Here is a 25,277-nt window from a genome sequence, read left to right as displayed (position 1 = left end):
GAGCGAATCATGGAGCGATGCAGACAGCGCAGGCGCAGTCAACACCATCGGCGCAATCGGCGCGGGGTGGTGGCTGTGGAATTCGCACTGGTACTGGTGCCGTTGCTTCTGCTGGTAAGCGGGGTGGCGGAGTACGGCCGCGCGATCTACCAATACAACGCCCTGACCAAGGCCACGCGCGACGCCGCACGCTTCCTGTCGCAGTACGCACCCAGCGAGCCCAACTATCCGCTGGCGCAGGCAAAGTGCATGGCCGTCTATGGCAAGACGGTCTGCGAAGGCGAAGTATTGGTGAAAGGCCTCAGCACTTCGATGATAGTCGTCTGTGACCGGGTCGACGCCAGCGGCTGTGGCGGCAAGCAGTTTGCCAACGTCCCGATCTACGAGGACGGCGACAGTTCAGGCGTGCAGGCCGGCACCATCAACCTGGTCGAAGTGAAGATAACGGGTTACGCATATTCGCCAATCCAGACCTACATCAAGGTTGGAAACCTGGCGTTCTCCGATATCGCAACCGTGATGAGACAAGTGCTATGACCCCGCTTCGTGCCATCCGTTCGCGTCGGCACCAGGCCGGCGCCACCGCGATCGAGTTTGCCATCGTCGCCAGCATTTTCTTCATGCTGCTGATCGGCATTGCCGAATTCTCGCGCGTGCTGTTCTACTGGAACACCGCTGGCGAGGCGACGCGGCTGGGCGCCCGCATCGCGGCGGTGTGCGACGTCAAAGACACGACCATCAAGGCCAGGATGACCAACCTGATGCCCAAGCTGCAGGCCGCCAACATCCAGATCGGCTACGAACCCAGCGGGTGCGACGCGGATGCCGACGCCGCCCGCAACACGTGCCGCTCGGTCACCGTCAGCGTGGCCAACGTCTCGGTCAAGACCTTTATCCCGGTCGTGCCGATCACGCTGGCCATGCCTTCGTTCACGACCACGCTGCCGCGGGAGAGCCTGAACTCTTCAACCGGCGGCAAGATCTGCAACTAGCACGCATAACCAGGAGCAACACCATGCTCAGAATTCTGATCGTTTCCGAGGATGCTGAAAGGTTGGGCGAGCTCTCGCGTCTGGCAGACGCCTCTGGAACCTTCCAGATCATGCGGCTGCAGGATGCTCCCGCCGCGCTATGCACGCATGGCAGCCACCTGCGCAGCGCGGATGCGCTCATCCTCGACCAGGACTTCCGCGGCGGAACGCAGATGCTCGGCATCGAAGCCTTGCGCCAGCAGCATCCCGACCTGCCCTGCATCCTGGTAACGTCGGCGCAGCAACCGGATGTCCTGATCCGGGCGCTGCGTGCCGGGGTGCGAGACATCCTGCCGTGGCCGCTCGACAAGGGCCAGTTGAGCGAGGCGCTCGGGCGGCTGGAGGCAAACCACGTGCCCAGGGAGCGCAACGAAGCGCGCGTGATCTCACTGGTTTCATGCAAGGGCGGCGCCGGCACCAGCTTCATCGCCGGCAACCTCGCCTACGCGCTGAGTGCCGGCGAGCGCAAGCGGGTGCTGCTGATCGACCTGAACACCCAGTTCAGCGACACAGCTTTCCTGGTCAGCGACAAGACGCCGCCGGCGACCTTGCCGGACGTGTGTTCGCAGCTGGAACGCATGGACGATACCTTCCTTGACGCCTGCATGACCCGCGTCGAGGAGGGATTCGATATCCTGGCCGGTGCGATCGACCCGATCAAGGCCAATGAGGTCCGCAAGGACAGGATCGACCACATCCTGTCCGTGGTCAGCCCGCGCTACGATTTCATCCTGATCGACATAGGGCAGTCGGTCACTCCACTGTCGCTTGCGGCCTTCGACCGCAGCCACAGCATCTGCGTAACGGTGCAGCCGAGCATCCCCTATGTCCGCACCGGCAAGCGCCTGCTGGATATCCTGCGCGCGCTGCACTACACCGAGGACAAGATCCGCATCCTGCTGAACCGGCAGGGCCGCCGCGATGAGCTGCCGCGTGCCAAGCTGGAGGAAGTGTTCGGCATGAAGGTCTTCCACGCGTTGCCCGATGATGCTGCCGTGGTGGATGAATCGATCGGCCACGGCGTCCCCGTCCTCAAGGAACAGAAGCGCAGCGCCATCGCGAAGGCGCTGCTATCGCTCGGCGCCACGCTCGCCGCGGGCACCGGGACCGAGCGGCAGGCGCAGCCGGCCAGGCCGTCGCTGGCCAGGCTGTTCCTGCGCCCCAAGTCGACCGCCGCCTGAACCGCATCACGAACCGGAGTCCATCATGTCGATCCGCGAACAGCTTTCCCTACCGGAGAACCCGCCTCTGCAAATGAACGGCCATGCTGCGCCCGCCCGCAGCCATGGCACCACGCAGGCCTACCGGAATTTCAAGAAGATCGTCCACGACGCGGTGCTGGACCGGGTAGAACTCGAGCGGCTCGCGCGCTACCCGCTGGAGCAGGTGAAGACGGAGATCGGGGTGCTGATCGACGCCATCATCGACGAAGAGCGGATCCTGATCAATGACACGGAACGCCGCCAGATGACGTCGGACATCTATGACGAGATGTTCGGCTTCGGCCCGCTCGAGCCGCTGCTGCAGGATCCGACCGTGTCCGACATCCTGGTCAACACGGCGAAGCAGACCTATGTCGAGCGGCGCGGCAAGCTGGAACTCACCGATATCGGCTTTTACGACGACGCCCATCTGATGAAGGTTATCGAGAAGATTGTGTCGCGTGTGGGGCGTCGCATCGACGAGACCAGCCCGATGGTCGACGCGCGCCTGCCCGATGGTTCCCGCGTCAACGCCATCATCCCGCCATCGGCGATCGACGGGCCGCTGCTGTCGATCCGCCGCTTCGCGGTCAATCCGCTGCAGGTATCCGACCTGGTGAACCTGAGGAGCCTGACCCCGCCGATGGCCCAGATGCTGCAGGCGCTGGCGCATGCCAAGGTCAACGTGCTGGTCTCCGGCGGCACCGGCAGCGGCAAGACCACGCTGCTGAACATCCTGTCCGGCTTCATCCCCGAGGACGAGCGCGTGGTCACCATCGAGGACGCGGCCGAACTGCAGTTGCGCCAGCCTCATGTGCTGCGCCTCGAAACCCGCCCGCCGAACATCGAAGGCAAGGGCGAGATCACGCAGCGCTCGCTGGTACGCAATTCGCTGCGCATGCGCCCGGACCGGATCATCCTGGGCGAGGTGCGCGGCGGCGAGGCGCTGGACATGCTGAACGCGATGAACACAGGCCATGAGGGGTCTCTGACGACCATCCACGCCAATACTCCGCGCGACGCGCTGACCCGTCTCGAGAACATGGTCAGCATGGCCGGCCTGACCATGCCGGCCAAGGCGATTCGCCAGCAGATCTCTTCAGCCATCACGGTAATCGTCCAGGCCGCACGCATGACCGACGGGCGACGCAAGATCATCAGCATCTCGGAGATCACCGGCATGGAAGGCGAAATCATCAACATGCAGGAAATCTTCACCTTCCAGCGCTCCGGCGTGGACACGGACGGCACCGTGCGCGGCCATTTCCGCGCCACCGGGGTGTATCCCAAGTTTGCCGAACGGCTGCGCGTGTTCGGCGTGGGCTTGCCTGATGAAACCTACGATCCGGCGCATCGCTATGAAGTGTGATCCGCGCCACGGACGCGGCACATTCTCTCGGGGGAGACGCATATGAGCACGATCTTCTATGCCTTCGGCATCATGCTATTCGCGGCGGTGGTGCTCTGCATCGAAGGCATCTATCTCTGGTGGAACAATTACCACGGCCCCGCCGCCAAGCGTATCGACGCCCGGCTGCGTGCGTTGTCCGCGGGCGGTCACATCAACGCCGAACGCCTGTCGATCCTGAAGAAGCGCCTGCTCAGCGATTCGCCGCGGATGCAGCAATGGCTGATGCGGTTGCCACGCATCGGCACGCTGGACCGCTGGCTGGAGCAGTCCGGCAGTTCCTGGTCGGTATCGCAACTACTGGGCTACTGCGCGCTTGTCGTGCTGTGCACGGTGGCACTGATCCCGCTGGTGCCGGTGCCGGCGCCGGTGGTACTGGCCATTGCCGCCGTGGCCGGGCTGTTGCCCGTGCTGCACGTGATGCACCTGCGGATCAAACGACTCAAGCAGATGGAAAAACAACTCCCGGACGCCGTCGACATGATCAGCCGTTCCCTGCGCGCCGGGCACTCGTTCAGCGGTGCGCTGGGCATGGTCGGCCAGGAGATCAAAGCCCCGATCGGCCCGGAGTTCCGCACCACGTTCGAAGAGATCAACTACGGCGTGGCGCTGGACGAGGCCATGACCAACCTGGCAATCCGGGTGCCGGTGGGCGACCTGCGCTACTTTGTCATCGCCGTGCTGATCCAGCGCGAAAGCGGCGGCAACCTGGCCGAGATCCTCGACACCATCGCCAACATGGTGCGCGAGCGGCTGAAGCTGTTCGACAAGATCCGCGTGCTTTCGGCCGAAGGGCGCCTGTCTGCATGGATCCTGGGTCTGCTGCCGTTCGCCACCGGCGGCATGATCATGGTGGTGAACCCCGGCTTCATGAAGGTGCTGTGGGAAGACCCGATCGGCTGGCGCATGATCGGCGGCGCGCTGGTGTCGATGGTGTTCGGCGTGCTATGGATGCGCAAGATCATCCGCATCCGTGTATGAGACAACAACAAGCCGCGGCGGCACAACGGTCCTGAGGGGAGTCAATCATGCAAGGCATCATCGAGGGTATTCCTGCCGAGCAGCTGGTCGTGCTTGCGCTGGTCTTCGTGGCGGCATTCGGCACAGTGCTTGCCGTGATGTACGCGTTTTCACCAAACCGCATGCATGGACGCGTCGAGCAACTCGCCGGCCAGGCAGGCACGCCTTCCGCGCCAGGCGCGCAGCAGGCCTGGGTCGAGAAGCTGGTGCGTTGGGCACAACCGGTGTCGCGGCTGTCCCTGCCCAAGGAAGGCTGGGAGAACTCACAGCTGCGCGTGCGCTTCACCAATGCCGGCTGGCGCAGCGCGAGCGCGGCACCGCTGTACTTTGGCGCCAAGACCGTGCTGGCGGTAGTGTTGCCGATGACCGGGCTGCTGGCGTTGAATGGCAATCGGGCGTTCGACGACCAGTACACGATGTTCGCCCTGCTGGCGCTGCTGGGCGCGATCGGCTACTACCTGCCCAACGTCGTGCTGGCGCGCAAGGTTGGCGAACGCCAGCGCACGGTATTCGAGGAATTCCCCGACGTCATCGACCTGCTGACCGTGTGCGTGGAAGCCGGCCTGGGCCTGGACGCCGCCCTGATGCGGGTCGCCGATGAGCTCGCGCTGCGCTGCCCGGTAATGGCCGACGAACTGAATCTGATGCTGCTCGAACTGCGCTCCGGCTTCTCCAAGGAAAAGGCGCTGTCCAACCTCTCGCTGCGCACCGGCGTGGAAGACGTCGACAAGTTCGCCTCGATGCTGATCCAGGCCGACCGCTTCGGCACCAGCCTGGGCGAATCGCTGCGGGTGCTGTCGGACATGCTGCGCACCAAGCGCCGCATGCTGGCCGAGGAACAGGCCGCCAAGATCGCGCTCAAGCTGCTGTTTCCGCTGATCTTCACCATCTTCCCCTCGCTGCTGCTGGTGCTGCTGGGGCCGGCGTTTATCCAGATCTATCGCGTCCTGTTGCCCACCATGGCGGGGCAGGGAGGATAGGACTTACGGGTAACCCTGGACGGTTCCCCCGGCTGTCTCCCGGTGCAACGCCGGCCAGACAGTCCCTTGCCCGGACCTGGTTCCGGGCTTTTTTGCTTTGCCGGCCGGCGTGCGCGCCGGGGACTTGACCGCGGCGCCAGGGTTCTTAAGAATGCCACCACTGCCCCCACCGCCGGCGCGGCGGCTGCAGCCAGACCCATCGCCCCGGAGTTCCCATGAAACTGCGTATCCTGAGCGACCTGCATATCGAGCACAACATGCCGCAGCAAGTGCCCGGCTGCGATGCCGACATCGTGGTGCTGGCCGGCGACATCGCCAATGGCCGCGACGGCATCGACTGGGCCGCGCGCACGTTCTCGCAGCCTGTGATCTATGTCCCGGGCAACCATGAGTACTACGAAGGCAGATTCGACGCCGTGGACAGGCAGATGGCCGAGGCGGCTGCGGAGCATCCCGGCATGCACATGCTCAATGGCGCCGTTGCCGAGTTCGACAGCGCCGGTGGCCGCGTGCGGATCCTGGGCACGACCTGGTGGACGGACTACACGCTGTTCGGCGTCGACCGGCGCGAGGATTCGATGCAGGCCTGCGCGGGCGTGATGCTGGACCACAGGCTGATCGAAGTCGACGGCGGCGACGGCAAGGCCCGCCATTTCACGCCGGAAGACGCGCTGGCGCGCCACGAGGCCGCTTCGGGCTGGCTGGCCGCACAGCTGGCGCAACCGTTCGAAGGCAAGACCGTGGTGGTCACCCATCATGGCCCTGACCTGGGCAGTCTTGACCCGCGCTACTCGCATGACCTGGTTTCCGGCGGATTCCTGTCACGCCGGCCCGACCTGGTGGCGCAGGCGGACCTGTGGATTCATGGCCATACCCATACCAGTTTCGACTACTGCATCGACGATTCGCGCGTGGTGTGCAATCCGCGGGGTTATGTCAGCCGGCGCACGGGCGAGCTGGAGAACAAGTGCTTCGACTGGTGCTGCGTCGTGGAGGTCTGAACGCCACCGCGCCCGATGTCAGCCAGTCATCAGTCGGTCATCCACCTGTCATTCGTCAGTCATCAATCAGGCAAGACCCCAAACAAAAACCCCCGCGGGCTCACACCCGCGGGGGTTTTTGCTGTGACAGCCTGCCAGCCATAACGGCCGGCAGTCAGTCGGCACAAATTACATCATGCCTTCCATGCCGCCCATGCCGCCCGGCATTGCCGGAGCCGACTCTTCCTTCGGCGATTCGGCAACAGCGCAGTCCGTGGTCAGCATCAGCGAAGCCACCGAAGCGGCGTTCTGCAGTGCGGTGCGGGTGACCTTGGTCGGGTCCAGCACGCCCATTTCGACCAAGTCGCCGTACTCGCCCGAAGCCGCGTTGTAGCCGTAGTTGCCCTTGCCTTCAATAACCTTGGCAACGACCACCGAAGCTTCTTCACCGGCGTTCAGCACGATCTGGCGCAGCGGCTCTTCCATGGCGCGCAGCACGATCTTGATACCGGCGTTCTGGTCGGCGTTTTCGCCGGTCAGTGCCGAGATCGCAGCGCGGGCACGCAGCAGGGCCACACCACCGCCGGGGACGATGCCTTCTTCCACCGCAGCGCGGGTGGCGTGCAGGGCGTCTTCCACGCGGGCCTTCTTTTCCTTCATTTCGACTTCGGTGGCAGCGCCAACCTTGATCACGGCAACACCGCCGGCCAGCTTGGCCACGCGCTCTTGCAGCTTTTCACGGTCGTAGTCCGAGGTCGCTTCTTCGATCTGGGCGCGGATCTGCTTCACGCGGCCTTCGATCGCAGCTGCGTCGCCGGCGCCATCGATGATGATGGTGTTTTCCTTGCCGATCTCGATGCGCTTGGCCTGGCCCAGGTCGTTCAGGGTGGCCTTTTCCAGCGTCAGGCCGATTTCTTCAGCGATGACGGTGCCGCCGGTCAGGATGGCGATGTCTTCCAGCATGGCCTTGCGGCGGTCGCCGAAGCCCGGAGCCTTGACGGCGGCGGTCTTCAGGATGCCACGGATGTTGTTGACCACCAGGGTCGCCAGGGCTTCGCCCTCGACGTCTTCAGCGATGATCAGCAGCGGGCGGCCAGCCTTGGCCACTTGCTCCAGCACCGGCAGCAGGTCGCGGATGTTCGAAACCTTCTTGTCGAACAGCAGCACGAACGGGCTGTCCAGCTGGACAACCTGCTTTTCCGGGTTGTTGATGAAGTACGGCGACAGGTAGCCGCGGTCGAACTGCATGCCTTCCACGACTTCCAGCTCGTCGGCCAGCGACTTGCCGTCTTCGACGGTGATCACGCCTTCCTTGCCGACCTTGTCCATGGCTTCGGCGATGCGCTCGCCGATCGAGGCGTCGCTGTTGGCCGAGATCGCGCCAACCTGGGCGATTTCCTTGCTGGTGGTGGTGGGCTTGCTGACCTTCTTCAGCTCTTCCACGGCGGCGCCGACAGCCTTGTCGATACCGCGCTTCAGGTCCATCGGGTTCATGCCGGCGGCAACGTACTTCATGCCTTCGCGCACGATCGACTGGGCCAGCACGGTTGCGGTGGTGGTACCGTCACCGGCGTTGTCGCTGGTCTTGGAAGCCACTTCCTTGACCATCTGGGCGCCCATGTTCTGCAGCTTGTCCTTCAGCTCGATTTCCTTGGCCACGGACACGCCGTCCTTGGTCACGGTCGGGCCGCCGAAGCTGCGCTCCAGCACCACATTGCGGCCCTTCGGGCCCAGGGTCACTTTAACGGCGTTGGCGAGGATGTTCACGCCTTCGACCATCTTGGCACGTGCGGCGTCGCCGAACACTACGTCTTTAGCTGCCATTCTTGAATCTCCTGAAATCTGTACGGGTGGGGTGTGGCAAGTAACGAATTACTTGTTGACCACGGCCATGATGTCTTCTTCGCGCATGACCAGCAGTTCCTGGCCTTCCACCTTCACGGCCTGGCCGGCATACTTGCCGAACAGCACGCGATCGCCGACCTTGACGTCCAGGGCAATGTTGTTGCCCTTGTCATCCTTCTTGCCGGGGCCGATCGCCAGCACTTCGCCTTGATCGGGCTTCTCGGCAGCGTTGTCGGGAATCACGATACCGGACGCGGTCTTGGTTTCGTTGTCCAGACGCTTCACGATCACGCGGTCGTGCAGAGGACGCAGGTTCATACGGACTCCTAGATACAAAAGTGAGTGTTTAATCACAAATCGGCCGGCTACCGAGGCGACGGCCGTCTGAAATGTTCAGGTGTCGCAAGGGGCACTACATGCTGTTAGCACTCACCCCCGACGAGTGCTAATTATAGGGACGGGGTATGGCCATTTCAAGACAGCGGCCAAATGGGGGTTTTCCCGGACGGCGGGAAATCGAGGTGGGAGCAGGCGGTACGGGCGAGCGCCCTACCGCTGCGAGGAGACGAGCCCCAGCTGTTCAGCCTGGTCCTTGACCCAGTCCCAGTCGATGCTCAGCGCGCGTTGGCAAGCCGGACAAGCCAGAGGCTGCGGCAGCTTTCCCGAGATCACATGCTGCAGGGTCTCGGAGTGAACATGGCCGCACGCCGTGCAGGTAAGGAAGAGTGGGACGGAGGGTTGCATTGTCGCCTCGACAGGTTCGGGGCCAACGATGGCATGCCTTCAGGCCGCCAGATGCTCATCCCGGGCCATGGAAGTCGGCGGAAGAAGAGATATGGCTTCCTCCAGCCTCTGGACCAGCGCGGAACTTGCCGGCCGCAACGGCAGGCGGGTTTCCGGGGAAATCGCGCCGGATAGTGCCAGGGCAGCCTTCACCGGTGCGGGATTCGGCTCCGCGAACATCAGCGAGGTCAACGGCGCGAGCCTGGCAAACAATGCGCGCGCCGCACGCAAGCGGCCGGTCTGCGCCAGATGCAGCAAGCGCACGAACAAATCCGGACGGATATGCGACGACGCGGCGATGACACCGGCGCCGCCCGCCAGCAGATGATCCAGCATGGCAGCATCCTCGCCGCACAACGCGGTGGCATAGGGATCGCCGGCAAGCGCGCGCAGATTGCCGGCATCACACTCCTTGACCGAGGAAACCCGTGGATGTGCAAGCAGCGATCGAACGAGCGCCGGCGACATCGCGCAGCCCGTTCGCTTCGGTACGTTGTAGAGCATCAGGGGTCGGGCCGTTACGCACGCCACTTCGTTGAAATGCCACACGATGCCCTCATCGGAGGGTCGCAGGTAGTAAGGCGGCGGCACCAGGTAGCCGGCAAGATCAAAGGCATCCAGTTCGGCAATTTGCGCGCACACCGCGCGCGTATCGACGGCGCCGACGCCTGCCATCACCGGCAGCTCGCCATGCACGGCTTCGAGAACCGCTGCCGTGAAGACTTGCCGCTCGTGCGACGAAAGCAGGCTGCCCTCGCCCGTCGTTCCCAGTATGATCAGGCCATTCACGCCGGCCTCGACGTAGCGTTCAGCCAGCCTGGCGGCGCCCGACAAATCCAGCGAGCCGGCACGCATCGGCGTGACCATGGGCACCCAGATGCCCCAGGGCGACGTGCGGGAACTTGCCGCGAGGCGGGTGCAGGCTGCGGTGCAGGCATCAACCGCGGCCCCGGAGAAGCTCTCTTCCTCAGTGCGCCACATGGTCGTCTCCCAGTGCAGTCGTAACCCCGAACTCCGCGGCCGGAAATGCCAGCATGATGGCGTGCATGGCCGCGTCGAGGTCGGCACGGGCGATCTCCACGTGCATCGTGGTCTCGCCGTGGCGGTAGTCGACGTTCACCACATAGACGCGAGCCAGCTCGCCGAGCGCGCTGTGCATGGCCTGCCGCAGCCCGAACACCTCGGTGGATGCCACCGCAAGGCGCATGCGGATCCAGGCCGGTGCCGGCCGGGAGACCACGCGCAGCGAGGGCATGGTGCCTTCGCCGCCGCGCAAGGCCGTACGTCGGGGAACGCCATCAACGGGCAGGCTTGACTGTCGCATATCGGATGAACCCGCGCTGGCGGGTCACGTGTTGAACATGGTTTTATGCTAGCCAGCGCCGTCTAAATTTGATGCAAGAAAATCGGGCCGGCGCATTAAATCGGCATCAAAAATATCGGCATCAAGATCAGCGGCGCCGGCCACGCGCGCTCAGAACGTCTTCGTCAGGGAAGCCCATGCGGTGCCACGGCCCATGTAGCGGCCCTTGGCATTGGTGTACACCGCCTTGTCGGCATTGGTGTCGATATAGGCCACCGCCAGCGCAAGTCCCTTGCCCAGGTCCTTCGTCAGGCCGACCTTCCAGTCCACGTAAGAGGCATTGGCGACCTGCACCTTCTGGTAACCCACATGGGCGTTCAGCGTGAGGTCCCAGACATCGAGCGGCACGTTGGCGGTCAGGTCTGCGTACCAGCTGTGCTTGCTGTCGGCGAAGCCAAAGAGATTGGTCGGGGCATACGAGTACTTGAACGTCACCGGACCGTAGCCCAGCGCCGCGTACACCTCGGTGGTGTATGGGCGCGTGTAGCCGGCCGGATAGTCGCCCGGGTAGTAGTACTGCAGCACGCCGACGTCGTAGGTCCAGTCGCCGCCGAGCGTATTCTTGTAGCCGCCGTAGAAATCCATCTCGATCGGGGCCGACACCTCGGCATTGCTGTCGCCCAGCCAGCTGATGCTCGAGTTCCAGTTGCCCAGGTAGAAGCCGCTCGAATGGCTGTAGTCGAACCCGCCCTGAATCGCCGGCCGGCGGTTCGTCTGCATCAGTCCGCGGTAACGGTAGTCGGTAGCCAGCGTGACGTTCGCCGTGAAGGTATGCGGGGACGCCTCTGCGTCAGGCTGGGATTGCGCCATGGCGGGCATGGCAGCGAAGACGAGAACGGAAGTTGCGGAACATGCGAGCAGTGCGGCCGCGGTATGGCGCAGGTCAGTCATTGTTGATGTGACGAGAGTTGAAGGAATCCCCCGTTTCCGGGAGCCTCGTCACGATATGGCCTGACGCGTAAAAACGGCATCAAAAGCCGCGGTGCCCGTGTTCAAATCCAGTTAAAGGGCCGCAATTAAAGGGCCGCAGTTAAAGGGCCGCGATGGTGCCGCGATGGCGCCGGGATTTCTCGCAGGCAAGACAGTACCGCCGCGCATCCGCGCGACATCGTCGTTGCACGCATGCGGGACGCTTCCGCGCGCGGCGGCATCGTCCCGCATCACAGGCACCGTGCTACTTGCGTGCGATGGCATCCAATGCCAGGTTCAGCTTCAATACATTGACGCCTGGGTCTCCCAGCAGCGGCAGCAGCGGCGTTTCCGTGTTGGCCGCAACCAGCTGTTTGACCTGTTCAATCGGGATCCCCCTGACGCGCGCGACGCGCGCCACCTGGTATTCCGCGGCCGCAGGGCTGATGTGCGGGTCGAGCCCGCTGCCGGACGCGGTGGCCAGATCCACGGGCACCGGCGCCTGATTGTCAGGATCCACTGCGCGCAGTGCGTCGATGCGCGCGCGCGCGGCGTCGGTCAGCGCCGGATTGGAGGGCCCGAGGTTGGACCCGACCGAAGCCGCGGCGTTATACGGCATCGGCGCCGTGGCCGACAGCCGGCCCCAGAAGTACTTGGGGTCGGAGAACGGCTGGCCGATCAGTTCCGAACCAAGGGTCCTGCCATCCATCTCGATCAGCGAGCCGCCTGCCTGATGCGGGAACACGGCCTTGGAGATTGCCGTGATCACGCCGGGATACAGCAGGCCGGTCACCAGCGACAGGCCAGCGAACACCACCAGCATGGGCCGCAACAGGCCACCTTGCGCGGGTGCCGGCGATGGCTGCAGGGACTGCACTTGCGTATTCATGAATATGCTCCGAAATTTTCCAGAAGGCAGGGGGAAATCAGACCCAGCCTAAGAGGGCCAGGATCATGTCGATCAGCTTGATGCCGGCAAACGGCACCAGGATGCCGCCAAGGCCGTAGATCAGCAGGTTGCGGCGCAGCAGGACCGCGGCGCCCAGCGGCCGGTAGACCACGCCCTTCAGCGCCAGTGGAATCAGCACGACGATGATCAGCGCGTTGAAGATCACCGCCGACATGATTGCCGACGCCGGCGTGGCCAGCCCCATCACATTGAGCAGGTTGAGCTGCGGATACGTGGTGGCAAAGGCCGCCGGGATGATCGCGAAATACTTGGCGATGTCATTGGCCACGCTGAAGGTCGTCAGCGAGCCGCGCGTCATCAGCATCTGCTTGCCGATCTCGACGATCTCGATCAGCTTGGTCGGATTGCTGTCGAGGTCCACCATGTTGCCGGCTTCCTTGGCGGCCTGCGTGCCGCTGTTCATCGCCACGGCCACGTCGGCCTGTGCGAGCGCAGGAGCGTCGTTGGTACCGTCGCCGGTCATCGCGACCAGCCGCCCTTCGGCCTGGTACTGGCGGATCAGCCTGAGCTTGGCTTCCGGCGTGGCTTCGGCCAGGAAGTCGTCTACCCCTGCTTCCGCCGCGATCGAAGCCGCCGTCAGCCGGTTATCGCCGGTGATCATCACGGTCTTGATGCCCATCTTGCGCAGCTCGCCGAAGCGCTCGCGGATGCCGGTCTTGACGATGTCCTTCAGTTCGATCACGCCAAGCACGCGCACCGAATCGCCGTTGGCGTCGGCAACCACCAGCGGCGTGCTGCCTGCGCGCGCGACCTCATCGACGGCTTGCAACAACGCGTCGGGGAACTTGCCGGCGCGCTCCGTGACGTACCGGCGCACGGCATCCGCGGCACCCTTGCGCACCTGGCGCTCGCTGCCGCCATCGCGCAGATCCACGCCGCTCATGCGCGTCTGCGCGCTGAACGGCACGAATTCCGGCTTCAGGCTTGCGATCGCGGGTGCGGTCAGCCCCGGCAGCTGTCGGGCCAAGGTGATGATGCTGCGCCCTTCTGGCGTTTCGTCCGCCAGCGACGACAGCCACGCCGCTTCCGCGAGCTGCGACGGCGACACGCCCGGCGCCGGGATAAAGCGCGAGGCCTGGCGATTGCCGTGGGTGATGGTGCCGGTCTTGTCGAGCAGCAGCACGTCCACGTCGCCGGCGGCTTCGACCGCGCGGCCCGAGGTGGCGATCACGTTCGCTTCCATCATCCGGCTCATGCCGGCCACGCCGATCGCGGAAAGCAGCCCGCCGATCGTGGTCGGGATCAGGCACACCAGCAGCGCCACCAGCACGGTGATCGTCACCGGCACGCCAGCCTTGGTCACCAGCACGCTGTAAAGCGAGAACGGCTGCAGCGTGGCCGTCGCCAGCAGAAGAACGATGGTCAGCCCGACCAGCAGGATCGTCAGCGCCAGCTCGTTCGGAGTCTTCTGCCGCTTGGCGCCTTCGACCATCGTGATCATGCGGTCGATGAAGCTTTCGCCGGGGTTGGTCGTGATGCGCGCCACGATCCAGTCGGACAGCACGCGCGTGCCGCCGGTCACCGACGAGAAGTCGCCGCCCGACTCGCGGATCACCGGCGCCGATTCGCCGGTGATGGCGCTTTCGTCGACCGAGGCCACGCCGTCGATCACTTCGCCGTCGCCGGGGATCATCTCGCCAGCCTCGACCAGCACCACGTCGCCGCGTCGCAGCGCCGTCGCGGGGCGCGCTTCCGTTGCGCCGCCGCGCCTTCCTTCCTTCAGCACACGGGCGGTCACCGTGGTCTTCAGCCCGCGCAGCGCTTCGGCCTGTTGCTTGCTGCGGCCCTCGGCAAGCGCCTCGGCAAAGTTCGCGAACAGCACCGTGAACCACAGCCATACCGATACCGCCAGGATGAAGCCGGCGGATTCGCCGCCCGCTGCCGGTGCCGCCATTGCCTTCAGGAAAAGGATGGTCGTCAGGATGCTGCCCGCGTAGACCACGAACATCACTGGGTTGCGCAGCTGGTCGCGCGGCGACAGCTTGCTGAAGGCCGCGATCAGCGCGGGCTTCACCAACTCCGGCGCGAACATGCCGCGCGCGGGCGGGCGATGATGGTGGGAACCGTGTTGCCGGTCCGATACCGGCGCGCTTTTCGCCTGAGGCAGGTTGGCGGACGATGCGCCGGTCCTGCTGGCGCTGCCCTTGGCCACTGGGGCCGTCGATTCATGTTGCATGGTTTCTCCGCAATCCGCTAGAGACAGCCGGCACCTGCATTGGCCAGGGCCTGCAGGGGCCGAACTTGTGGGAATGCTCGTTGTCTTGATCTGTGGTCGATTTACCTGGCTTCCTACTTGCCTGCGGTTGCCGTCACCGCGCCCTGCAACTGCTCGGCGACGGGACCCAGCGCCAGCGCCGGGACATAAGTCAGCGCTCCGACCAGCAGCACCGTGCCCACCAGCAGCACGACAAACAACGGGCCGTGCGTCGGCATCGTGCCGCCGCTCACGGGCACGCGCTTCTTGGCTGCCAGCGAACCCGCCAGCGCCAGGACGGGGATGATGATCCAGAACCTTCCGAACCACATCGCCGCGGCCAGCAGCGTGTTGTAGAACGGCGTATTGGCGGAGAGGCCCGCGAAGGCGCTGCCGTTGTTGTTGGCCGCCGACGAGAGCGCGTACAGGATCTCGGAGAAGCCGTGCGTGCCGGGGTTGAACACACCCGCGCGCCCCGCCTCGGCCATCACCGCCACCGACGTGCCGAGCAGCACCAGCAGCGGCGTGACCAGGATCGCCACGGCCACCATCTTCATTTCATAGGTTTCGATCTTCTTGCCGAGATACTCCGGCGTGCGGCCGATCATCAGCCCGGCGATAAACACCGCGAGCACGGCGTAGACCAGCATGCCGTACAGCCCCGAGCCCACGCCGCCGAACACGACCTCGCCCAGTTGCATCAGCAGCATCGGCACCAGCCCGCCGATGGCGGTGAAGGAGTCATGCATGGCATTGACCGCGCCGCACGATGCCGCGGTCGTGATGGTGGCGAACAACGCCGACGCAGCGATGCCGAAGCGGGTTTCCTTGCCTTCCATATTGCCGCCTGCCTGCAACAGCGAACCGGCATGGTCGAGCGGCAAGCCCGACAGCGCCGCATTGGCCATCTGCTCGGACATCGCCGCAACACAAGCCATCGCCACGAAGATGACCGTCATGGAGCCCAGCACGGCCACGCCCTGCCGCCTGTCCCCGACCATTTCGCCAAAGGTGAAGCACAGCGCCGCCGGGATCAGGAAGATCGCCAGCATCTCGATGAGATTGGCGAGCGCATTCGGGTTCTCGAACGGATGCGCCGAGTTGGCATTGAAGAAGCCACCGCCGTTGGTGCCCAGCATCTTGATGGCTTCCTGCGAGGCAACCGGCCCCATTGCCAGCGTCTGCTTGTCGGTCTTCAGGTCTTCCGTCACCGGCTTGCCCTGCGCATCGAGCACCGGCTGCCCGGCCGCGTCGACCTTCGGCTGGCTATATTCGACCGGCGTGACCAGGCTGACTTCCTTGTAGGCATCGAAGTTCTGGATCACGCCCTGGCTGACCAGCGCCAGTGCAATCACGGTCGCAATCGGCGCCAGCACGTACAGCGTGATCCGGGTCATGTCGACCCAGAAGTTGCCGATGGTGGCGGCGCTCTGGCGCGCAAAGCCGCGAATCAGCGCGAACACCACGGCGATGCCGGTTGCCGCGGACAGGAAGTTCTGCACCGTGAGCGCGAGCATCTGCGTCAGATAGCCCATGGTCGACTCGCCGGCATAGCCTTGCCAGTTCGTGTTGCTGACAAAGCTGATGGCCGTATTGAAGGCCGAGTCCGGCGTGACCGCGCCGAAGCCTTGCGGGTTCAACGGCAACATCCCTTGCACGCGCTGCAGCGCATAGACCGCCACCACGCCAAGGAGGTTGAAGGCCAGGACGGCGATGGTGTACTGCTTCCACCCCATCTCGGATTCGGCGCGCACGCCACCCAGGCGATACAGCACGCGCTCGAGCGGACGGCCCCAGACGGTCAGCGAATAGCTGCCGTCCTCGACAGCGCGCCGCATATAGCGTCCGAGAAATGGGGCGCACGCCAGCAGGACGGCGAGATAGAGGACCAGCAGGCCCACGAATTGGGAGGACATCAGAATTTCTCCGGCCGGAACAACGCAATGAGGAGGTAAACAAAAATGGCAACGGCGAGCGCGCCGCTCAACAGATCCGTCCAGCTCATCACAACCCCCTGTCCGACGCGCTGTTCTTTGCCGGCATCTGGTGATGCGGGCCGCCGTGTTCGCCGCTTGCCGAGGCGTTGGGCGCGAGCGCTGCGCAAAGCCCCAGCAGGGCTGCGCTCAGCACTGCGAAGCCGATCAATGCGATCAAGTAGATCCCGTCCATGACGAAGTACCTTTGAATGGTTTCGCCTTGCAGCTTAGCGACGGGGTCGTAAAAACCGGGTAGAAAGGTGATCGGTGCGTATAAAGAACGCATAAAGACCGCAGTTGAGGTGCGGTGCGGACGAGGTGCGGATGAGGTGCGGGCTACCGGGCGCGCTCAGGCAGCCGCGGATCGTGATGGAAGCCGCTTCGTTCGGGCCGAGGCATGTGGACAGCGGGGCCTGACCGTGAGCGCCGTCGCGCGTCACGCGCCCCGCATCTCCGTCAGCGCCGCCACTTCCCTTCGCCGATCAGCGCTTCGGCAAGCTTGGGGATCATCTGCGCCACCTGCCGCGCCGCGGCGGTGAAGGGGCGCTGGCTGCTTGTCGCCAGCACCACGCTCTGCCGCATGGCGCGGTCGGCCAGGGGCACGGCGTCATACTCTCCGCTCTCCAGCTCGGCCGCCACGGCGTGGTAGGGCAGCACGGAAAACGCGGCATGGTCTGACAGGATGCGCTTGATGACCACCGATGAGCTGGCCTCCATGCAGACATTGAGGACGATGCGGTGCGCGGCGGCAGCCTCTTCCAGCAGGTTGCGAATGGCGTTGGGGGGCACCGGCAGCACCAGCGGCACGCCGCCGATCTGCCGCAGCAGCATCGAAGCCGGCCTGCCGCCTGCGGCGCGCCAGTGGGCCTGCAAGGTCTCGCGCCGTCCAACCAGCATCAGCGGCGTATCGAGCAGCCGGCGGTAGCTGTTCCGGCCTTCGGCACGATAGCGGTTGAGCACGGCGAGATCGATGCTGCCCTGGGTCAGCCGCGTCTCGATCTCGCCGCTGTAGCCTTCCACGATGCGCAGCTTCACCGCGGGCAGCCGTTCCTGCACGGCGGCATAGAGCCGGCTCGACAGCAGCGGCGCCACCGCCGGTACCAGCCCCAGCGTGACCATGCCGCTGACGTTGCCGGCACGGCCGCGCGCCGACTCGACCAGTTGCCTGGCGCCGTCCAGCAGCGGCCCGGCATCGGCCAGCACCTGCGCAGCCAGCGTGGTCGGGCGCACGCCGCGGCCCGTGCGGTAGAACAGCGGGCCGCCAAACATCTTCTCCAGCTCGGCGACCTGCCGGCTGATTGCCGACTGGGCCAGGCCAAGCTGCGCCGCGGCGCCGGAAACGCTGCCCGTGCGCGCCACGGCGACGAACGTGGCCAACGCCTTGAGCGTCAGGTCGTGTCCCGCATCCGTTTGCATATCCCCTCCTGCTATCTCCTATGGAGATATCTGCTTTCCCATGGCGGCATTGATCCGAGGATACCGCCTCTCTATCGTTAGAGGCAATCGCACCCGACCACCAAGGAGACCCCGCCCCATGCCCCTGTCCGCCGAACACCATCCGCTGGCGCCGCTCGATGCGGCGGAGAACGACATGCTGGCCCGTGTCCAGGCACTGGTCCGCGACACCATCGGCCCCAGGGCCAACGCGGTGAACCGCAACGACGAGTTCGCCTGGGACACCTTCCGCGCGCTGGCGGAAAGCGGCGTCCTCGCCACGGCGTTTCCCGCCGCGCTCGGCGGCACCGAGGCTTCGATGCTGCTGCGCGTCAGGATCATCGAGGAGATTGCGCGGACGTGCAGCACGGCCGCGTCGCTCGTCACCGGCACCGACCTGTCCTCGCGCCCGATCGTCGCGGGCGGGTCGCCGGAGCTTTGCGCCCAGACGGTGCCGCTGCTCGCCAACGGCAGCAAGCAGTCCGCGTTCGCGCTGACCGAACCCGGCGCCGGCTCGGACCTCGCCCGGCTGCGCACTGTCGCCAGCCGGCAGCCCGGCGGCTATCGACTCTCCGGCGTAAAGAAATTCATCACCCGCGCCAACGTGGCCGACATGTTTGTCGTGGTGGCTTCGCTTGCCGACGGTCCTGGCGGCAGCAAGGGGCTGACGGCGTTCCTGGTGCCGCGCGATGCCGAAGGACTGAGTGTCTCGCCGATCATTCCCAAGCTCGGCTGGCATGGCGTGCCGATCGCCGAGGTCCGGCTCGACGATGTCTTCGTGCCGGTCTCGCATCGCCTCGGCGATGAGGGACAGGGCATGGCGCTGGCGCAGGACACGCTGGTGCGCGCACGCATCGGCCATGCCGCGATCGCGCTGGGGCGGATGACCGGCGCGCTGCAGATTGCCGCGCAATACGCCGGACACCGGCAGGTATCGGGCAAGGCGGTAGGCGAGCACCAGGGCGTCCAGTGGATGCTGGCCGACATGGCAGCGCGCATCGAAGCCGCGCGCTGTCTGGTCTACAGTTCGGCGCAGCGCTACGACCGCAAGGACCCCGAGACCTCGATCCACGCTTCAATCGCCAAGATGCACAGCACCGACCTGTGCATGCGCGTGGTGGTGGACTGCGCGCAGCTGCTGGGCGGCAACGGCTACCTGAATGCGTATCCGATCGAGCGCTTCCTGCGCGACGCCAAGATGAACCAGATCGGCGAAGGCACCAGCGAGGTCCACAAGAACCTGATCGGCCGATACGTGATGAAGACCGCTTCGGCGATGCCGCAGCACCCGTGCCTCGACTTCGAGCCGGACCTGTTCGGAGCGCAGTGATGGCAAGCACTACCGACCAGGGCCTGGCCAACGCGCTGTGCCGCCGGCTGGGGATCCGCTACCCGGTGTTCGGGCTGGCGCACAGCATTGAAGTCGCCGCGGCCATTTCCAACGCCGGCGGGCTCGGCGTGTATGCCGCGGCACGCGACGGCCCCAACGAGCTGGCGCAGAAGCTGCGCGACCTGCGCGCGCTGTGCCCGGAGGCGCCGGTCGGCGTGGACCTGCTGCTGCCTACCACGCTGCCGGGCGTCTCCACCCCCGAAGATGTCAGCGCCGCGATCCCCGAAGGACATCGCCGCTTCGTCGACGGCCTGTTCGCGCGCTTCGACGTGCCGCCGGCCACGGCGGGCAACTTCTTCTCGCAGTACGTGCGTTCGCAGGCCTTGTTCGAGGAGCAGGTCGCCGCCGTGGCGGAGAGCGAGCTGGAGGTGTTCGCCGCCGGTGTCGGCACGCCGGCCGATACCATCGCGAGGGTGCGCCGTGCCGGCAAGACCACGATGGCGCTGGTCGGCGCCGTCAAGCATGCGCGCAAGGCGATCGCGGCCGGCGTCGACGTGCTGGTCGCGCAGGGCTATGACGCCGGCGGACATACCGGCACGATCGGCACCTTCACGCTGGTGCCGCAGATCATCGCGGCTGCCGAGGGACGCCCCGTGCTTGCCGCCGGGGGCATCGGCGAAGGCAGCCAGATCGCCGCGGCGCTGGCGATGGGGGCGCAGGGCGCTTGGCTTGGCACCGTGTGGCTGGGCAGCGCCGAGCACCGGCTGCCGGCCGCGCTGACCGACCGGCTGCTGTCCGCCGGCAGCGAAGACACGGTGATCACGCGTGCGCACAGCGGCAAGCCTTGCCGCGTGGTACGCAGCGCCTTCTCCGATGCGTGGGCGGCAGCCGATGCCCCGGCGCCGCTCGACATGCCCTACCAGCAGGCGCTGACCGGCAGGCTGCTGGCGGCGGTGGAAGAGCATGAGATCGCGCCGCTGATGTACGAGGCGGCCGGCCAGAGCGTTGCCTGGGTGAAGGAAGTCGAGCCGGTGGCGCGGATCATGGACCGGCTGGTGCGGCAGACGCGCCAGTCGCTCGAATGCCTGCGCCCCTACCTGCCGGACTGACCGGCAGGCGCCAACACAGATACAAGAATGAAAGGAGACAACATGGATCGCCGAGCATTCGGAAGGACCGCGTTCCAGACCGCCCTGATGATGGCCGCGCCCGGCCTGTTGCCGGCGCTGGCCCGCGCCGGCACCGGCCCGGGCAACTTCCCCGAGCGGCCGCTGCGCGCGGTCATCCCTTACCCGGCGGGCGGTGTGGTGGATGTCACGCTGCGCGCCGCGCTCGACCGCATGTCGCTCGACCTGCCACAGCGCGTGGTCGTGGAGAACAAGCCGGGTGCCGATGGCCGCATCGGCATCGAGTTCGCCAGTCGCGCGCCGGCGGACGGCTACACGCTGCTCGGCGTCACGCCGGTGCTGGCGGTGGCGCAGACGCTCTACCCGGACTCCGGCATCCGTGTGCAGAATTTCCGGGCCATCGGCTCGGTGGCGGCGGTGCCGTCGGTGTTCGTGGTGCACAACGACGTGCCCGTGAAGACGCTGAAGGAATTCGCGGCGTGGGCCAAGGCGCGGCCCGGCGCGGTCAACGTGCCGGTGCCGGGCGCGGGCAGCTCGCTGCATCTGGCGCAGGAGCTTTTTTTCGAAGCCACCGGCGTGCGCGTGACCAATGTCGGCTACAAGGGCCAGCCGCCTTCGGTGCCGGACCTGGGACGCGGGCAGCTGCAGTTCGCGCTGGTGTCACAGAACCTGGTGCTGCCGCTGATCCAGTCGAAGCGCGTGCGCCCTCTCGCCGTCAATGCCTCGCGGCGCACGCGCTCGCTGCCGGAGGTCCCGACCATCGCCGAGGCGGGCTATCCCGATGCGCTGGTGCAGTCCTGGTATGGCCTGGCCGTTCACGCACGCACGGCGCCGGCCATCGTCGACTACCTCGGCGCCGCGCTGCAGGCGGCGATGGGCACCGCCGACGTGCGCAGCCGGCTGGCGGCGCTGGACGCGGAAGTCCTCGCGCTCGACGCCGGGCAGTTCGACCAGCTGCTGCAGGCCGAGGCAAAGCGCTGGGCAGCATTGATCAAGGCGCGCGACATCAAGGTGGACGCATGAACCAGACTTCGTTTGTGGACGGCAACGGCAAGACCGACGGCCCGCTCGCCGGCCTGCGCATCCTCGACATGGCCACGGTGCTGGCCGCCCCGCTCGCCTGCACGCTGTGCGCCGACATGGGCGCCGACGTGGTCAAGCTCGAGCTGCCCGACGGTAGCGATCCCCTGCGTGGCCTGGCCCCTGTCAAGGATGGGCTGCCGCTTTACTGGAAGGTGGCCAATCGCGGCAAGCGCGGCATCTCGCTCGACGTGCGGCAGCCGCAGGGGCGCGCGCTGTTCCTCAGGCTGCTGCCCGGATTCGACGTGCTGGTCGAGAACTTCCGCACCGGCACGCTCGATCGCTGGGGCCTCGACGCCAAGACCTTGCGCGAAGCGAACCCGCGCCTGATCGTCCTGCGCCTGACCGGCTTCGGCCAGACCGGCCCGTACGCGTCGCGCGCAGGCTTCGCGCGCGTGTTTGAAGCCATGAGCGGCTTCACCAACCTTGCCGGCGAGCCGGGCGGCCCGCCGCTGCACATGAACTATCCGGCCGGCGATGTGGTGGCGGGCTTGTTCGGCGCATTCGCCATTGCCACCGCGGCGGCGGAGCGCCGGCGCGATCCCGCGGCGCCCGGACGCGATATCGACCTGTCCGCCACCGAGGCGCTGTTCCGCCTGCTGGAGCCGCTCGCGGTGGAATACGAACAGCTCGGCCAGGTGCGCCAGCGCGCGGGCAACCTGGCCACGTACACGGCGCCGTCCAACATGTATGCGACCGCCGATGGCCATTGGGTGTCGATGGTGGCATCGTCCGACCCGATCTTCCGGCGCCTGTGCGCGGCGATCGGGCAGCCGGAACTGGCGGACGATGCGCGCTACGCCACCAACCCGGCGCGCGTTCGGCACCTCGACACGCTGGATGCCGCCATCTGCGCCTGGTTCGCGGCGCACGACTACCACGCCGTGGCGGCGGCGCTGGAGGCGCACCAGATCCCGTTCAGCAAGATCTTCACCATCCAGGACATTCTGGAGGACCCGCACTTCCGCGCGCGCGAGGCCATCGTGCGCCTGCCCGATCCGGACCTGGGCTCGGTCCCCGCGCCGTGCCACGTGCCGCGCTTTTCCGGGTACGAGCCCGCCGTGCCACGGACCGGGCCGTCAGTGGGCGAGCACAACGACGAGATCTACGCCGCGGTCGGGCTGACCCGGCAGGAGATGCAGGCGTTTCGGGCGGAGGGAGTGATCTGACGCTCACCGCTGGCGGCGGCGCTTGCCTCCGCCGCGCTTCAGCATGCTGTGAAGGGATTGCCGCACTGCCGGTATGGCGTTGTCGCCGCCTCGCTGAAATCCGCGCCGGAGGCCGCGCGATGCGGTGCGCGATCGGGTGTTGAGTGACGGTCGGCCCCCTTTACCGGAGTTTGTTGCGGCCATGCATCAATGCCGCCGTGTAAGAGTAATGGCAGCGCCGCATCAGCGTTCGACCGACAGCGCAACGCGGCCCCGGTGCCTAGACTGAGGGCTACCGCTGCATCGCCGCCTCGGTGGCGATGCGCGGTTTCAGCCGCGCCGGGCCCCTCCACTGCCGGCGCGTCCGACAACAACTCTGGAGGTTTTCCATGGATCCGAAACAGCCCGCTCGCCTTCCCAAGATCGTCGGTGCGATTGCCGCCGGCGTGGCAGGCCTCAGCTGCGCCACCGTTTTCGCCCAGACCACGGCCGCGCCCGCGGCGCCCCCGGCCGGCGCGCAGGGCGTACCGCCCGGCATGACCCAGATCGAACCGCCCAAGGACCCGCTGGTCGAGCGCCGCGAGGCACGCAAGCGCGCCTCCGACGAATACAAGACAAAGAAGAAGGCCGCCAAGGGCGAGTACAAGGAAGAAGTCGGCGAGGCCAAGCAGGAGCGCAAGGTCGAGAACCAGGCGGCGGACGCCGCGGCCCGCCAGGAAATGGCAGCGCCCAAGCAGTAGCGGCATCGCGCAGGTACAGATGCCATGGATGGCCGGCGCAAGCCGGCCATCTTCTTTTCCCGCGCTCGACGCGTTGCGCATGTCTTCGCAGCCCTTCCGCAGCCGGCGCACTGGCCCGTGCTTGCAAGGCGCCGTATCGCGCCTAGACTCGATGTGGGCAAGCCGCGCGCATGCTTGCGCGGCTTGCATTCCACGCCATGTCCGCTGCCCGCCCGTCCTTATGGTTGGCAGGCCTCCTTCTAGCCGGCCTGATGGGTTTCCTCGACCTGCGCGCGCCCTCTGCCGTCGCGCAGCAAATGCCGGCTTCGCCCAAGCCGGCGCCCGCCGCGGCGGCACCGGCAACTGCCGCGCCGGCGAGCCAGGCGGCACCCGCCAAGCCACGTGGCATGAGCCTGGCCAACAAGCCCCGCACCGGCGACTTCGACGTGATGCTCAAGAGCCGCGTCATCCGCGTGCTGGTGCCATACAGCCGCACGCTTTACTTCAGCGACAAGGGGCGCGAGCGCGGACTGACCGCGGAGCTGGTGCGCAACTTCGAGCGCTACCTGAACAAGAAGTACGCCGACCAGCTCGGCAAGCGCCCGCTGACCGTCATCATCATCCCGACCACGCGCGATCGCCTGCTGCCCGACCTGATGGCGGGGCTTGGCGATATCGCCGCCGGCAACCTGACCGAGACCGAGAGCCGGCTCAGGCAGGTCGATTTCGCCGCGCCGCGCGACCGCAAGCCGGTGCGCGAGCTGGTGGTCACCGGGCCTAAGTCGCCGGCGTTGCAGCGTCTCGACGACCTCGCCGGGAAGACCGTGCACGTACGGCGCGCCAGCAGCTACTTCGAAAGCCTGACCGTGCTGAATGACGGCCTGCGCCACGCCGGCAAGGCGCCGATCAAGCTGGTCCTGCTGCCCGACGCGCTCGAAGACGAAGACGCGCTCGAGATGCTCAACGCGGGCGTGCTGCAGATCGTGGTGGTCGACGACTGGAAGGCCGCGATGTGGGCGCAGATCCTGCCGGACATCAAGGTGCGCGAAGACCTCGCCGTGCGCGAAGGCGGCTATGTCGGCTGGGCCTTCCGCAAGAACAGCCCGCAGCTGCGGCAGGCGATCGATGACTTCTACGTCAACTACGTCAAGAAGCAGGGCGTGGCGGAGTACCTGCTCAAGCAGTACATGCAGCGCGTCAAGCAGATCAAGAACAATACCGACGATGCCGAGTACAAGCGCTTCCAGCAGACCATCGCCTTCTTCGAGAAGTACGGCAAGGACTATGGCTTCGACCCGCTGATGCTGGCCGCGCAGGGCTTCCAGGAGTCGCAGCTGAACCAGGAGGCGCGCAGCCATGTCGGCGCGGTCGGCATCATGCAGATCATGCCGGCCACCGGCAAGGAACTGAATGTCGGCAATATCAGGATGGCGGAGTCCAACGTCCATGCCGGCGCCAAATACATGGACCGGCTGATGACGAAGTACTTCCCCGACGCGCATTTCTCGGAATCGGACCGGCCGCTGTTCGCCTTTGCCAGCTATAACGCCGGGCCGGGCAATATTGCCAAGATGCGCAAGGAAGCGGCGGCGCGCGGGCTGAATCCCGACAAGTGGTTCAACAATGTCGAGATCGTGGTGGCGGAAAAGATCGGCATCGAGACCACCACCTATGTGCGCAATATCTTCAAGTACTACGCGGCGTACCGGCTGATGCAGGATCAGGAGGCCGCGCGCAAGCGGGCGCTGGAGCAGGTGCGCAAATAGGCGCCGGCATGG

At 65.9% G+C, this 25,277-nt stretch carries 24 protein-coding genes; 13 read left to right on the top strand and 11 right to left on the bottom strand.

Features of this window, described 5'->3' with window-relative positions:
- Window positions 1-9: 9 nt before the first annotated feature.
- The 7 genes from VSR71_RS10590 to VSR71_RS10560 all read left to right on the top strand — a co-directional run bounded on the left by VSR71_RS10590 (window position 10) and on the right by VSR71_RS10560 (window position 6,642).
- Window positions 10-537 (top strand): TadE family protein, encoded by a 528-nt coding sequence (locus VSR71_RS10590; RefSeq protein WP_342913833.1) that lies wholly within the window; start codon window positions 10-12, stop codon window positions 535-537.
- A complete protein-coding gene (locus tag VSR71_RS10585) occupies window positions 534-992 on the top strand; it encodes a TadE/TadG family type IV pilus assembly protein (RefSeq protein ID WP_342913832.1) in 459 nt (152 codons plus the stop codon). Before VSR71_RS10590 ends, VSR71_RS10585 begins: the two co-directional genes overlap by 4 nt.
- A 23-nt stretch (window positions 993-1,015) precedes the next feature.
- Window positions 1,016-2,212, top strand: a complete 1,197-nt coding sequence (locus tag VSR71_RS10580) for an AAA family ATPase (RefSeq protein ID WP_342913831.1) — start codon at window positions 1,016-1,018, stop codon at window positions 2,210-2,212.
- A 25-nt stretch (window positions 2,213-2,237) separates the two neighbouring features.
- On the top strand, window positions 2,238-3,602 hold the full coding sequence (locus VSR71_RS10575; RefSeq protein WP_342913830.1) for a CpaF family protein: 1,365 nt from the start codon (window positions 2,238-2,240) through the stop codon (window positions 3,600-3,602).
- A 42-nt stretch (window positions 3,603-3,644) separates the two neighbouring features.
- Window positions 3,645-4,622 (top strand): type II secretion system F family protein, encoded by a 978-nt coding sequence (locus VSR71_RS10570; RefSeq protein WP_342913829.1) that lies wholly within the window; start codon window positions 3,645-3,647, stop codon window positions 4,620-4,622.
- A gap of 47 nt (window positions 4,623-4,669) precedes the next feature.
- Window positions 4,670-5,641, top strand: a complete 972-nt coding sequence (locus VSR71_RS10565) for a type II secretion system F family protein (RefSeq protein WP_342913828.1) — start codon at window positions 4,670-4,672, stop codon at window positions 5,639-5,641.
- 215 nt (window positions 5,642-5,856) lie between these two features.
- Window positions 5,857-6,642 carry a metallophosphoesterase gene (locus VSR71_RS10560; protein WP_342913827.1) on the top strand — a complete coding sequence of 262 codons (786 nt, stop codon included), beginning with the start codon at window positions 5,857-5,859 and terminating at the stop codon, window positions 6,640-6,642.
- A gap of 168 nt (window positions 6,643-6,810) precedes the next feature.
- On the opposite strand, the gene groL is transcribed toward VSR71_RS10560, so the two are convergent.
- The 11 genes from groL to VSR71_RS10505 all read right to left on the bottom strand — a co-directional run bounded on the left by groL (window position 6,811) and on the right by VSR71_RS10505 (window position 18,077).
- Complete coding sequence (gene groL, locus VSR71_RS10555) at window positions 6,811-8,445, bottom strand: chaperonin GroEL (RefSeq protein ID WP_342913826.1); 1,635 nt, start codon at window positions 8,443-8,445, stop codon at window positions 6,811-6,813.
- A gap of 48 nt (window positions 8,446-8,493) precedes the next feature.
- The gene (gene groES / locus VSR71_RS10550; protein ID WP_010813047.1) at window positions 8,494-8,784 is read right to left on the bottom strand and encodes a co-chaperone GroES; all 291 of its coding nucleotides are present in this window, start codon (window positions 8,782-8,784) and stop codon (window positions 8,494-8,496) included.
- A gap of 465 nt (window positions 8,785-9,249) precedes the next feature.
- Window positions 9,250-10,230, bottom strand: a complete 981-nt coding sequence (gene dapA / locus VSR71_RS10545) for a 4-hydroxy-tetrahydrodipicolinate synthase (RefSeq protein WP_342913825.1) — start codon at window positions 10,228-10,230, stop codon at window positions 9,250-9,252.
- A complete protein-coding gene (locus VSR71_RS10540) occupies window positions 10,217-10,504 on the bottom strand; it encodes a hypothetical protein (protein WP_342913824.1) in 288 nt (95 codons plus the stop codon). The genes dapA and VSR71_RS10540 overlap by 14 nt, the downstream gene beginning before the upstream one ends.
- A 219-nt stretch (window positions 10,505-10,723) precedes the next feature.
- On the bottom strand, window positions 10,724-11,503 hold the full coding sequence (locus tag VSR71_RS10535) for a TorF family putative porin (protein ID WP_342913823.1): 780 nt from the start codon (window positions 11,501-11,503) through the stop codon (window positions 10,724-10,726).
- A gap of 283 nt (window positions 11,504-11,786) precedes the next feature.
- Window positions 11,787-12,410: a potassium-transporting ATPase subunit KdpC gene (kdpC, locus tag VSR71_RS10530; RefSeq protein WP_342913822.1), complete on the bottom strand. Its 624-nt coding sequence runs from the start codon at window positions 12,408-12,410 to the stop codon at window positions 11,787-11,789.
- Window positions 12,411-12,447: 37 nt separating this feature from the next.
- On the bottom strand, window positions 12,448-14,523 hold the full coding sequence (kdpB, locus tag VSR71_RS10525) for a potassium-transporting ATPase subunit KdpB (RefSeq protein WP_428979386.1): 2,076 nt from the start codon (window positions 14,521-14,523) through the stop codon (window positions 12,448-12,450).
- Window positions 14,524-14,780: 257 nt separating this feature from the next.
- The gene (gene kdpA / locus VSR71_RS10520) at window positions 14,781-16,601 is read right to left on the bottom strand and encodes a potassium-transporting ATPase subunit KdpA (protein WP_342913820.1); all 1,821 of its coding nucleotides are present in this window, start codon (window positions 16,599-16,601) and stop codon (window positions 14,781-14,783) included.
- Entirely contained in the window at window positions 16,601-16,690 is a 90-nt protein-coding gene (kdpF, locus tag VSR71_RS10515; protein ID WP_012352274.1) for a K(+)-transporting ATPase subunit F, read from the bottom strand. Before kdpF ends, kdpA begins: the two co-directional genes overlap by 1 nt.
- A complete protein-coding gene (locus VSR71_RS10510; RefSeq protein WP_342913819.1) occupies window positions 16,690-16,854 on the bottom strand; it encodes a hypothetical protein in 165 nt (54 codons plus the stop codon). The genes kdpF and VSR71_RS10510 overlap by 1 nt, the downstream gene beginning before the upstream one ends.
- Before the next feature lie 263 nt (window positions 16,855-17,117).
- Complete coding sequence (locus tag VSR71_RS10505; RefSeq protein WP_342913818.1) at window positions 17,118-18,077, bottom strand: LysR family transcriptional regulator; 960 nt, start codon at window positions 18,075-18,077, stop codon at window positions 17,118-17,120.
- A gap of 118 nt (window positions 18,078-18,195) precedes the next feature.
- Between VSR71_RS10505 and VSR71_RS10500 the strand changes: the two genes are divergently transcribed.
- The 6 genes from VSR71_RS10500 (at window position 18,196) to VSR71_RS10475 (ending at window position 25,265) form a co-directional block, all read left to right on the top strand.
- Window positions 18,196-19,425: an acyl-CoA dehydrogenase family protein gene (locus VSR71_RS10500; RefSeq protein ID WP_342913817.1), complete on the top strand. Its 1,230-nt coding sequence runs from the start codon at window positions 18,196-18,198 to the stop codon at window positions 19,423-19,425.
- Window positions 19,425-20,534: a nitronate monooxygenase gene (locus VSR71_RS10495; protein ID WP_342913816.1), complete on the top strand. Its 1,110-nt coding sequence runs from the start codon at window positions 19,425-19,427 to the stop codon at window positions 20,532-20,534. Before VSR71_RS10500 ends, VSR71_RS10495 begins: the two co-directional genes overlap by 1 nt.
- A gap of 42 nt (window positions 20,535-20,576) precedes the next feature.
- Complete coding sequence (locus tag VSR71_RS10490) at window positions 20,577-21,575, top strand: tripartite tricarboxylate transporter substrate binding protein (RefSeq protein WP_342913815.1); 999 nt, start codon at window positions 20,577-20,579, stop codon at window positions 21,573-21,575.
- Window positions 21,572-22,801 carry a CoA transferase gene (locus VSR71_RS10485; protein WP_342913814.1) on the top strand — a complete coding sequence of 410 codons (1,230 nt, stop codon included), beginning with the start codon at window positions 21,572-21,574 and terminating at the stop codon, window positions 22,799-22,801. The genes VSR71_RS10490 and VSR71_RS10485 overlap by 4 nt, the downstream gene beginning before the upstream one ends.
- Window positions 22,802-23,169: 368 nt before the next feature.
- Window positions 23,170-23,520, top strand: coding sequence for a hypothetical protein (locus VSR71_RS10480; RefSeq protein ID WP_342913813.1), 351 nt, complete (start codon window positions 23,170-23,172; stop codon window positions 23,518-23,520).
- A gap of 197 nt (window positions 23,521-23,717) precedes the next feature.
- Window positions 23,718-25,265, top strand: coding sequence for a lytic transglycosylase F (locus VSR71_RS10475; RefSeq protein WP_342913812.1), 1,548 nt, complete (start codon window positions 23,718-23,720; stop codon window positions 25,263-25,265).
- Window positions 25,266-25,277: the final 12 nt, after the last annotated feature.

The sequence above is a fragment of the Cupriavidus oxalaticus genome, assembly GCF_038900635.1.
Classification (GTDB): domain Bacteria; phylum Pseudomonadota; class Gammaproteobacteria; order Burkholderiales; family Burkholderiaceae; genus Cupriavidus; species Cupriavidus oxalaticus_B.
This window is presented reverse-complemented; position numbering and strand designations above follow the sequence as displayed.

Bases quoted from the DNA above. Each gene is read 5' to 3' on its own strand.
- VSR71_RS10575 (WP_342913830.1), top strand. From the start codon at position 2,238: ATGTCGATCCGCGAACAGCTTTCCCTACCGGAGAACCCGCCTCTGCAA.
- groL (WP_342913826.1), bottom strand. From the start codon at position 8,445: ATGGCAGCTAAAGACGTAGTGTTCGGCGACGCCGCACGTGCCAAGATG.
- dapA (WP_342913825.1), bottom strand. From the start codon at position 10,230: ATGTGGCGCACTGAGGAAGAGAGCTTCTCCGGGGCCGCGGTTGATGCC.
- VSR71_RS10590 (WP_342913833.1), top strand. From the start codon at position 10: ATGGAGCGATGCAGACAGCGCAGGCGCAGTCAACACCATCGGCGCAAT.
- VSR71_RS10535 (WP_342913823.1), bottom strand. From the start codon at position 11,503: ATGACTGACCTGCGCCATACCGCGGCCGCACTGCTCGCATGTTCCGCA.
- VSR71_RS10510 (WP_342913819.1), bottom strand. From the start codon at position 16,854: ATGGACGGGATCTACTTGATCGCATTGATCGGCTTCGCAGTGCTGAGC.
- VSR71_RS10580 (WP_342913831.1), top strand. From the start codon at position 1,016: ATGCTCAGAATTCTGATCGTTTCCGAGGATGCTGAAAGGTTGGGCGAG.
- VSR71_RS10490 (WP_342913815.1), top strand. From the start codon at position 20,577: ATGGATCGCCGAGCATTCGGAAGGACCGCGTTCCAGACCGCCCTGATG.
- VSR71_RS10495 (WP_342913816.1), top strand. From the start codon at position 19,425: ATGGCAAGCACTACCGACCAGGGCCTGGCCAACGCGCTGTGCCGCCGG.
- VSR71_RS10485 (WP_342913814.1), top strand. From the start codon at position 21,572: ATGAACCAGACTTCGTTTGTGGACGGCAACGGCAAGACCGACGGCCCG.
- VSR71_RS10570 (WP_342913829.1), top strand. From the start codon at position 3,645: ATGAGCACGATCTTCTATGCCTTCGGCATCATGCTATTCGCGGCGGTG.
- kdpA (WP_342913820.1), bottom strand. From the start codon at position 16,601: ATGTCCTCCCAATTCGTGGGCCTGCTGGTCCTCTATCTCGCCGTCCTG.
- VSR71_RS10475 (WP_342913812.1), top strand. From the start codon at position 23,718: ATGTCCGCTGCCCGCCCGTCCTTATGGTTGGCAGGCCTCCTTCTAGCC.
- kdpC (WP_342913822.1), bottom strand. From the start codon at position 12,410: ATGAATACGCAAGTGCAGTCCCTGCAGCCATCGCCGGCACCCGCGCAA.
- VSR71_RS10560 (WP_342913827.1), top strand. From the start codon at position 5,857: ATGAAACTGCGTATCCTGAGCGACCTGCATATCGAGCACAACATGCCG.
- kdpF (WP_012352274.1), bottom strand. From the start codon at position 16,690: ATGAGCTGGACGGATCTGTTGAGCGGCGCGCTCGCCGTTGCCATTTTT.
- VSR71_RS10540 (WP_342913824.1), bottom strand. From the start codon at position 10,504: ATGCCCTCGCTGCGCGTGGTCTCCCGGCCGGCACCGGCCTGGATCCGC.
- VSR71_RS10500 (WP_342913817.1), top strand. From the start codon at position 18,196: ATGCCCCTGTCCGCCGAACACCATCCGCTGGCGCCGCTCGATGCGGCG.
- VSR71_RS10565 (WP_342913828.1), top strand. From the start codon at position 4,670: ATGCAAGGCATCATCGAGGGTATTCCTGCCGAGCAGCTGGTCGTGCTT.
- kdpB (WP_428979386.1), bottom strand. From the start codon at position 14,523: ATGTTCGCGCCGGAGTTGGTGAAGCCCGCGCTGATCGCGGCCTTCAGC.
- VSR71_RS10505 (WP_342913818.1), bottom strand. From the start codon at position 18,077: ATGCAAACGGATGCGGGACACGACCTGACGCTCAAGGCGTTGGCCACG.
- groES (WP_010813047.1), bottom strand. From the start codon at position 8,784: ATGAACCTGCGTCCTCTGCACGACCGCGTGATCGTGAAGCGTCTGGAC.
- VSR71_RS10480 (WP_342913813.1), top strand. From the start codon at position 23,170: ATGGATCCGAAACAGCCCGCTCGCCTTCCCAAGATCGTCGGTGCGATT.
- VSR71_RS10585 (WP_342913832.1), top strand. From the start codon at position 534: ATGACCCCGCTTCGTGCCATCCGTTCGCGTCGGCACCAGGCCGGCGCC.